Below are 9,746 nucleotides of genomic sequence, written 5' to 3' on the forward strand. Positions count from 1 at the left end.
TCCTCTCCACCCTCTCCGGTATTGCTCATTCCCCCAATTCTGTTCATCGCAATAGCCAAGGTGCTGTGAGCTTCGTGAGAAATGGAACCAAAAGACATTGCTCCGGTGGCAAAACGTTTCATGATGCTTTCAATCGGTTCTACCTCCTCAATAGAAATAGATTCTCTATGCTGGGCAAAATCCATCAATCCGCGTAAAGTATATATTTTTTCAGTCTGGGTATTTACCAGTGCCGCGTATTTCTTATAAACTTCATAATTATCTGTACGGGTCGCTAATTGCAATAAATGAACGGTTTCCGGATTGAATAAGTGAGCTTCACCTTTTCTTTTCCATTGGTAAATACCCCCTTCTGTCAATAAAGAAACTTCATCATCAGTTGCTTTAAATCCGTTAATATGCTTGCTCAAAGCTTCACGGGCAATATCATCTAAACCTAAGCCATCAATTCTGCTGATTCCACCTACGAAATATTTATCTACAACATCTTTATTGATACCCAATATTTCGAAAATCTGAGATCCGTGATAAGATTGCAATGTGGAAATTCCCATTTTCGAGAAAATCTTCAATAAGCCATCACAAACCGATTTTATATAGTTTTTAATTAATTTTTCTCTTGGAATATCGGCACTAATTTTACCATCTTGCTGCAAGGCTCCAATAGAAGCCAATGCCAAATAAGGGTTAATCGCTGTTGCTCCAAAGGCTAACAGACAAGCGAAATGGTGAACTTCCCAAACATCTCCTGCTTCTACCACCAATCCTATAGCTCCTCTTAATCCTTTTTTGATTAAGTGATGATGAACTGCTGAAACAGCTAGCAAAGAAGGTATTGGCGCATGCTCTGAGTCTATTGCTCTGTCTGAAAGAATAAGAACTTCAAAATTATCGTTCACCGCATCTTCTGCATATCTGCAAAGTCTTTCTAAACCTCTTTCTAACGCACCCTCTTTTCCGTCTACCGTAAAATAAGTCTGTAAGGTTTTCGCATTGAAACTGCCGGTATCTATACTTCTTATCTTTTCCAATTCGGCATCATTCAAAATCGGATGCTGAATGCTCACACAATGACAGTGCATTTTATCCTCATCCAGAATATTCCCGTTGTTGCCAATAAAAGTTGCCAGACTCATCACCAAACGCTCTCTGATCGGATCAATCGGAGGATTAGTTACCTGAGCGAAGAACTGCTTGAAATAACTTGATAAATGCTGTGGCTTGTTGGAAAGAACCGCCAATGGCACATCGGTTCCCATAGAACCTATAGGCTCTTTACCATCCACGGCCATCGGTTTGATAATCATATCCACATCTTCCCTGCTGTACCCAAATACTTTCTGGTAACGATGAACGGCTTCTCTGCCTAAGCTGGTAAAGGACACACGTGGTTCCGGAAGATCTTCCAGTTTGATGATATAATTATCTAACCATTCTCTGTAAGGCTGGCGCGAAGCAATCTGATGTTTTATTTCTTCATCCCGGATAATCTTACCCTGTTCTATATCAATCAGAAACATTTTACCAGGCTGCAAACGACCTTTGGAAATCACCTTAGACTCATCAATAGTCAATACACCCGCTTCCGAAGCTACAATACATGTATTATCTTCAGTAATCACATATCTTAATGGTCTTAATCCGTTTCTATCCAGAATAGAACCAATCAGCTTTACACCATCTGTAAAAGTTAAAGCTGCCGGACCGTCCCATGGCTCCATTAATGTCGCATGATACTCGTAGAAAGCTTTCTTCAACGGATCCATATCTTCATTTCCGTCCCAAGCCTCTGGAACCAGCATCATCATGACATGCGGCAATGATCTTCCTGAGTGAGTTAATACTTCTACAATATTGTCTAAACAGGCTGAATCTGACTGATTTCCTTCAATTACAGGCAATAAGATCTCCATCTCCTCTTTAGTAAAACAGGGGGAAACCAACGATCTTACCGCTGCATAAAACCAGTTTAAGTTACCGGTTAATGTGTTGATCTCGCCATTATGAGAAATAAATCTGAATGGCTGGGCCAGTTTCCATGAAGGAAAAGTATTGGTAGAAAAACGTGAGTGCACCATGCCAAAGGCCGACTCATATTTTTCGTTTTGTAAATCTTTGTAATATTGTCTTACCTGAAAGGTAGTAAGCTGGCCTTTATAAACGATGGTTCTGGAAGAAAATGAAGTAAAATAGAAATGCTCTGCTTCTTCTTTTAATTCTTCCTTTACTGTTTTTGTAATTAATCTTCTAAGAACGTATAATTTACGTTCAAATTCGTCACCGTCTTTTATATGCGTTGGTTTTGAAACGAAAACTTGTCTAACCGCTGGTTCTGCTGTCTTTGCTGTTTCTCCGATAACGGTATTATCAACCGGAACTTTTCTAAATCCTAAAACTTCAAAATTCAATTGTTCGGCACTCTTTGTAATAATATCTATAATTGCCTTTCTGGACAAAGATTCCTGAGGCAAAAACATCATACCTACACCGTAATTCCCTGGCTCTTTTAAAGTGATTTCCAGGCTGCTACATTCTTCCAGAAAAAATTCATGAGGAATTTGTGTAAAGATACCTGCCCCGTCGCCAGAATCAGGATCGCAACCACAAGCTCCCCTGTGTTCCATGTTTTCTAGTATGGTTAATGCATTCTCTACAATTTGATGAGATTTTTTACCATTGATATTGGTAATAAATCCTGTCCCACATGCATCATGCTCAAATTTCGGATCATACAAACCATAGTTTCTTTGATTAAACCAACCCATCATAAAATTTAATTTTGTTTTTCTACAAATTTAGATACTAAATTCTTCAAAATATAATTGCCTTGAATTTTTATATTTTTCTTAAAAAACCCAATCGATAACACTAGTCATTTTAATATTTTAAAAACAAAAACCCTATTTCATTAAAATATCATCAACAAAACAAGATTAAAAAAGAAAATAAAATAAACAAATATGCTTTATTTTGAATTATTACAAACAAACAGATAAAAAGATTACGATTTTATAAATTTGCCCCTTATGGAAACTAAAAACAAAGCTGTTTTTTTAGATAGAGACGGTGTACTTAATAAGGAGCTTGGAGATTATGTGTGTACATTAGAAGACTTCCAAATTCTTGAACATAACTACAAAACCTTAAGAGAATTGCAAGACAGAGGTTATTTGCTAATGGTTGCGACTAACCAGGGTGGTATAGCTAAAGGTTGGTATACTTTAGATATACTAAACGAAATGCATAACAGACTTACCAAAGCTTATGAACCTCACGGTGTAAAATTCACAGCTTTTTACTTCTGTCCTCATCACCCAAACTTTACAGGAGATTGTGACTGCAGAAAACCAAAACCCGGTATGTTGCTGAAAGGTATTAAGGAACACAATATAGATCCGTCAAAATCTTATTTTATTGGAGATAAGTTTACTGATGTAGAGGCTGCAGAAGCCGCAGGAATGACTGGCATTAAGATTGAAATTGACCAACCTTTAGGTGAAATTCTGCATCTTATTCAGTAATAAGATATAAGCTTTCATACACATTTGTTCTTTGGCAACGGTTTTGCTAATAATGTTAAAAACGTTTGCCACTATGAATTTAAAAAGAATTTTCGGAACCCTTTTAACCATATTGGGAATTATTGGCTTAATATACAGCGCAATAGAATTTGTTAATGGAAGTGAGTTTTCCAGAAGCATGATTGTCTATCTTATCTTAGGTATTGTATTCTTCTTTACCGGAATAGGCCTGATAAGAGGGACTTCTGATTCTGCTAAAATGTAAAATAATTCAAGAATCCTAACTGGTCGTCACGTTTTCTGCAATATGCGAAATAATGACCTCTGCATGGATTCTTGAATTTTCTATAAACCAAAGGTGTGTATCCATTCCACCACAAACCACTCCGGCAAGATAAACCCCTTTTCTATTGGCTTCCATCGTTTCAGGATCATGATCCGGATATTTGTTTTCTCCTTTTAATTGAATTCCTAAAAGTTCTAAAAAGGAAAAATTAGGCTGGTATCCTGTTAAGGCCAGCACAAAATCGTTCTCAATTTCTATGTTCCCATTCGGGGTATTCAATAAAACGGTATTTGCTGTGATTTCTTTTATTTGCGAATGAAAATAGGCTTTTATACTGCCTTCTTTTATTCTGTTTTCTATATCTGGTTTAACCCAATATTTAACTCTGTCGCTTATTTCACCTTTTCTTACCACCATGGTAACTTCTGCTCCTTTCCTGTAGCATTCTAACGCAGCATCTACCGAAGAATTACTGGCGCCAATAACCAGAACTTTTTGCATAGCAAAATAACTGGGGTCTTTATAATAATGGAAAACTTTAGGTAAGTTTTCTCCTTTTACATTCATCAGATTAGGAATATCATAAAAGCCTGTAGAAACGATTACATTTTTAGCTTTATAGCTGCTTTTGCTTGTTTTTATTTCAAAATTCCCCTCACTTCCTTCAAGACTTAGTACCTCCTCAAACAAACGAACATTCAAATTAAAGTATAGCGCAACTCTTCTGTAATATTCTAAAGCTTCAGATCTGGTAGGTTTCAGGCTATTGGAAATAAATGGAATATTACCTATCTCTAATCTTTCCGATGTAGAGAAAAATGTCATATTCTGAGGATAATTGTATAGCGAATTTACCAAACATCCCTTTTCAACTATAACGTACGACAATCCTTTTGCTTTGGCTTCTATACCACATGCCAAACCTATTGGCCCTGCTCCTATAATCAGAATATCATAATCCATCTATCTTTCAAATTTTATAACTATATTAATTCATTACCACCTCGTTACTTTTCATTAGCGCCCTGACATCTTCCGCCATGCGAATAAATTCAGCCCTATACCCTTCATCATCTTTTCCTTTAGTAGCTTTAGCTCGTTTTATCAAACTCTCAAAATTAGCATTTTGCTTGTATTCTGAATTACGAAGCAACATACCAAATTCAGCAACTGCAGAAATAAACTGAAAATCGGTACTCATTGAAGAAATATTTCCAGCCTTTGCACTAACTATCTGCTGTTGCAATTTACTTTTTTCTCCATGCGGTTCTTTATAGCGGAATTTTACTGTTGCTAATTCGGATTGATTACCAGAAACAGTTTTTTTATCTGTTTTTTGGTATTTCAACTCATCTACTGAACCGATAATGGAACTTTTTACGCCAACCGGAACGATTTCATAAATTGCAGTAACAACATGACCTACTCCCATATCTCCACCTACTTTTTTATCATTATTAAAATCTTCCGCCGCTAATAAGCGATTTTCGTAACCGATAAGACGGTAAGCCTGTACAAAGTTAGGATTAAACTCTACCTGTACTTTAACGTCCTTAGCTACTGTAAATAATGTACCACCAAATTCGGTAAGAATTGACTTTCTGGCTTCGGAAATATTATCTATATAGGCATAGTTTCCACGCCCTTTATTGGCCAATAATTCCAATTTACTGTCTTTATAATTTCCCATACCGTATCCCAGAATAGATATGTTCACACCACTTTCCCTCTCCCGTGTAATTAATGTTTCCATATCTGCATCTGAAGATGCGCCCACATTAAAGTCTCCGTCTGTTGTCATTACAATACGGTTATTCCCTGCCTTGATGAAATTGCGACGGGCAATGTCATAAGCCATCTTTAAACCGTCTCCGCCTGCTGTACTGCCACCTGCCCTTAACCCATCAATAACATCTTTGATTTTCATTTTTTGATCTCCTGCAGTACTTTCCAGTACTACATTAGCCTGTCCTGCATAAGTTACTATAGCTACTTTATCCTTATCCCGCAATTGATCCACCAGTAATTTCAATGAAGCTTTCACTAAGGGCAACTTATTAGCACTGGACATAGAACCAGACACATCTACGAGAAAAACAAAATTGGAAGCAGGTAATTTATCTGCATCAACATCTTTCGCTTTTAGTGATACTCTTAACAGATTATTTTCTGTATTCCACGGAGCTTTTGCTAATTCTGTCATAATGGAAACAGGTTCATTACCCTTTGGACTAGCCTGATCGTATCGGAAATAATTAATCATTTCTTCTATACGCACAGCGTCTGCAGGTGGCAATTTCCCCATATTAATAAAGCGACGCACATTGCTATAGGATGCAGCATCTACATCTATAGCAAAAGTAGATAAAGGTTCTTTTAATGGACTTGTAAATTTATTATCTTGAAATTCTTTGTAACTTTCTGTATTAGGTTGTATAACTGTACCGTGAATTCTTACTCCACCTACTCTACCTTTTATTAAATTTCCTTGTTTTACTAATGCCTCACCATTTACACTTTGAACAGCACCTATTAAATCGCTCCTTTTCTGTGTACTATACCCTATTACCACCACCTCGTTTAGCGCTTTATTATCTTGTTCAAGTGCTATATTTATAGTAGTTTCTTTTCCTACAGTTACTTTTTTAGATATGTACCCAATATATAAAAATTCTAATATATCACTAGTTTCTGCATTAATACTGTATTTACCATTTGTATCACTACTACCAAGATGTGCTTTCCCTTTCTTAATCATAACTCCGGCTATAGGAGTTCCGTTATTCTTATCTGTAACAATACCTTGTATAGTTTTTGCCTGTATACCAACTACTATAATTAGTGACAAGAACAGAGAGGATAATATTGTTTTCATGATATTATGTTTAGTTTTTTCTATAGAGATGCAGATTTTATCGGATTTCCATAATCTTTTTAAAAAATATTTTCGGATACTACATAAAATCAAAATAATAGGTCATATATGACTTTATGTGTTTTATTAAATATAAGATAAAAACAAACAAAAAAAGCCGGAAGTTTATCACTTCCGGCTTTTATATCATTTAAAGATACTATGCTTATTTACCAGCCGCTTTAGCATGATCTGCTAAGAACTGAGCTAAACCGTTATCTGTTAAAGGATGTTTTAATAAACCTAAAATTGAAGATAAAGGTCCTGTCATTACATCAGCACCAATTTTAGCACATTCTACAATGTGAACCGCATTTCTGATAGAAGCAGCTAAGATTTCAGTCTCATATCCGTAGTTATCAAAAATTAATCTGATATCTTCGATTAATCCGTAGCTATCTGCGCCGATATCATCTAATCTTCCTAAGAAAGGAGATACATAGCTTGCACCTGCTTTTGCTGCTAATAAAGCTTGTCCGGCAGAAAAGATTAAAGTACAGTTTGTTCTGATTCCTTTGCTGCTGAAATATTTAATTGCTTTAATACCGTCTTTGATCATAGGAATCTTTACAACAATTTTAGGATTTAAAGCTGCTAAAGCTTCACCTTCCTTAATCATTCCTTCGTAATCTGTAGAAATAACTTCTGCACTTACATTATCTTCAACGATATCACAAATAGCTTTATAGTGATTTAAGATATTCTCTTCACCTGTGATACCTTCTTTAGCCATTAAGCTTGGATTGGTTGTTACACCATCTAAAACACCTAAATCTTGTGCTTCTTTAATTTGAGCAAGATTTGCTGTATCTATAAAAAACTTCATAATTTTTTATGTTCTAAATTGTTTGATTGAATTTTTAAGTAATTCGTAAGAGAAAAGCTGTTACTAACAGAAGAATTTCTCTCAATAATTTTTCCGTTACAAATTTATAAATAGAAAATGAATTAGGAAAAGTTTATGCCAGTAAATTGTTTGATTATTAGATAAAGATGAGAAATAAAAAAATGGGCTAGCACCTTCTATCGCACCGCTACAACCTCTTACCCTTGCTGCGTTCCCACCCTGGGGGAATTCAGAGGGAGCTGGTCGTAGAAGACTAACCCGGCACAAAGGTATCATTTTTTATGTTTATTTTAAACTAAATCTCTAACTATACAACAACAGACTGGAAATCAACTACAAAATTTATTTCTTTTTCTTCTTTTTTTTAGGTTCGCTCTCTGCTTCATTTATTAATTGTTTCCAATCGTATGGATTCGCTTCGGAATACGCAATGGTTTCTTCATAAGATCCTTTGCTTATTTTCATTACATCTATTTCTTTTCCGATATATTCTTGTATGGCATCCAGATATACTTTTTCTTCATCGCTGCAAAAAGAAATTGCTCTCCCCCGACTTGTTCCTCTCCCTGTCCTTCCTATTCTATGAATGTAATTTTCTGGTAATTCCGGTAAATCGTAATTCACAACAAAATCTACACCTTTTACATCCAAACCTCTGGCACTTACATCAGTCGCTATTAATATTTTATTTTTTCCTTCTCTAAAATTATCTAAAACCTGAAATCTATTTTTCTGATCTTTATCTCCATGTATGGTTTCCGTATGGATATTCACACGGTCCATTGCCTTGGCAACACGCTCTGCCCTAACTTTTGTACGTACAAAAACAATGATTTTTCTATCCTCGTTCTCCTTAACAAATCTTTCCAGAAAAAACCTTTTATCATCCATACTAACATAAGTAACAGCATGGTCTACATTTTTTGAAACAGGATCTTTGGGTGATATCTGAATACGCACCGGCTTGTTTACCAAAGCATAGGCCAAGTCTTTTATCGTTTCGTTTATAGTAGCTGAGAAGAACATGGTTTGCCGTTTTTTCGGCAAAAGTGTTATCAGTTTCTTTATATCATTATAAAAACCGTGTTCTAGCATTCGGTCTGCCTCATCTAAAACAAGATAGTCTATCTTCTTTAGATATAAATGGCCTTTAAAAACCAAATCCATAATCCTTCCAGGGGTGGCTATTAATAAATCTGCCTTTTGGAGTTTTTTAAGTTGAGGTTCAATATCTACGCCCCCAATAATCGCAACTGGATGTACTTTTGTATATTTTGCCAATTCTAAAAAGACCTGTTCTATTTGGATTGCCAGTTCTCTTGTTGGCACCATCACTATTGCCTTTACAGTTTGCGGTTCTAATCCAGGCTTTACTTTTTCCAGCATGCTAATTAATGGAATGGCAAATGCTGCAGTTTTTCCTGTACCCGTTTGCGCTATAGCCAATATATCCTGTCCTGATAAAATTTGAGGTATAGACTTATATTGTATATCCGTTGGCCTGTTAAACCCGGCTTCCTCTAAGCTCTTTTTAATACCAGTTGCTATATTGTACTTGTTAAATTTCATGTTACAAAGGTAGCTTTAATAGATTTAAGTGGATAAATAAAAAAACTCCACACTAATTATATGTGGAGTTTGGGTTATGTAATAAGTTTTATTGTGTTAAAATTTTATTATCGGTGAAGGTATATTGGCCGACACAGGTTTTATTTTTATTATTTTAAACTCGGTCCTTCTGTTTAATTGATGCTCTTCTTCCGAACATACAATTCCATCTTCACATTTGTTTAATAGTTGGGTCTCCCCAAAACCTCTGGCAGACAAACGCTCCAATTCTGCACCTTGTTTAACTAAATAATCTTTGGCAGAATTTGCCCTTTTTACAGAAAGCTCCATATTATAAGAAGATTTTCCCCGTGAATCTGTATGAGCCTGCATTTGCACATTTACATCTTTAACTTTATGCATAAAATCTACCACTTTCTGCAGTTCAGGTTCGGCATCTTGTCTAATAGCATATTTATCAAAATCGTAGTAAATATTGTTTAGGCGCACAATATAGGCTTCTTCTGCTCTCTCAACCTCAAATTTCACATTATAAATGGTAGATTCTTTAACGTTTTTTGTAGAAATTTCTCCTTCCTGTCTGGAAAAGAATTTATTTAAATAACCTTT

At 35.6% G+C, this 9,746-nt stretch carries 8 protein-coding genes and 1 other RNA gene; 2 read left to right on the forward strand and 7 right to left on the reverse strand.

Features of this window, described 5'->3' with window-relative positions; all coding sequences use genetic code 11:
• Positions 1-2,765, reverse strand: a 2,765-nt coding sequence (locus ABWO41_RS11390; protein WP_353137792.1) for a glutamate synthase central domain-containing protein, incomplete at its 3' end; no start/stop codon positions are given.
• A 261-nt stretch (positions 2,766-3,026) separates the two neighbouring features.
• Here ABWO41_RS11390 and ABWO41_RS11395 point away from each other — a divergent pair.
• Positions 3,027-3,521, forward strand: a complete 495-nt coding sequence (locus ABWO41_RS11395) for a D-glycero-alpha-D-manno-heptose-1,7-bisphosphate 7-phosphatase (protein ID WP_353137794.1) — start codon at positions 3,027-3,029, stop codon at positions 3,519-3,521.
• A 73-nt stretch (positions 3,522-3,594) separates the two neighbouring features.
• Positions 3,595-3,786 (forward strand): hypothetical protein, encoded by a 192-nt coding sequence (locus tag ABWO41_RS11400; protein ID WP_353137796.1) that lies wholly within the window; start codon positions 3,595-3,597, stop codon positions 3,784-3,786.
• Positions 3,787-3,801: 15 nt separating this feature from the next.
• On the opposite strand, the gene ABWO41_RS11405 is transcribed toward ABWO41_RS11400, so the two are convergent.
• The 6 genes from ABWO41_RS11405 to ABWO41_RS11430 all read right to left on the reverse strand — a co-directional run.
• On the reverse strand, positions 3,802-4,770 hold the full coding sequence (locus ABWO41_RS11405; protein WP_353137798.1) for a YpdA family putative bacillithiol disulfide reductase: 969 nt from the start codon (positions 4,768-4,770) through the stop codon (positions 3,802-3,804).
• A 25-nt stretch (positions 4,771-4,795) separates the two neighbouring features.
• Entirely contained in the window at positions 4,796-6,682 is a 1,887-nt protein-coding gene (locus ABWO41_RS11410; RefSeq protein ID WP_353137800.1) for a vWA domain-containing protein, read from the reverse strand.
• Positions 6,683-6,887: 205 nt separating this feature from the next.
• Positions 6,888-7,547, reverse strand: a complete 660-nt coding sequence (gene fsa / locus ABWO41_RS11415) for a fructose-6-phosphate aldolase (protein ID WP_013631272.1) — start codon at positions 7,545-7,547, stop codon at positions 6,888-6,890.
• Between the two features lie 182 nt (positions 7,548-7,729).
• Positions 7,730-7,828, reverse strand: an RNA gene (gene ffs / locus ABWO41_RS11420) — signal recognition particle sRNA small type.
• 82 nt (positions 7,829-7,910) lie between these two features.
• Positions 7,911-9,137, reverse strand: a complete 1,227-nt coding sequence (locus ABWO41_RS11425) for a DEAD/DEAH box helicase (RefSeq protein WP_353137803.1) — start codon at positions 9,135-9,137, stop codon at positions 7,911-7,913.
• A 96-nt stretch (positions 9,138-9,233) separates the two neighbouring features.
• Positions 9,234-9,746, reverse strand: a 513-nt coding sequence (locus ABWO41_RS11430; protein ID WP_353137805.1) for an OmpA family protein, incomplete at its 5' end; no start/stop codon positions are given.

It is taken from the genome of Pseudopedobacter sp., from assembly GCF_040392825.1.
Taxonomy (GTDB): Bacteria; Bacteroidota; Bacteroidia; order Sphingobacteriales; family Sphingobacteriaceae; genus Pseudopedobacter.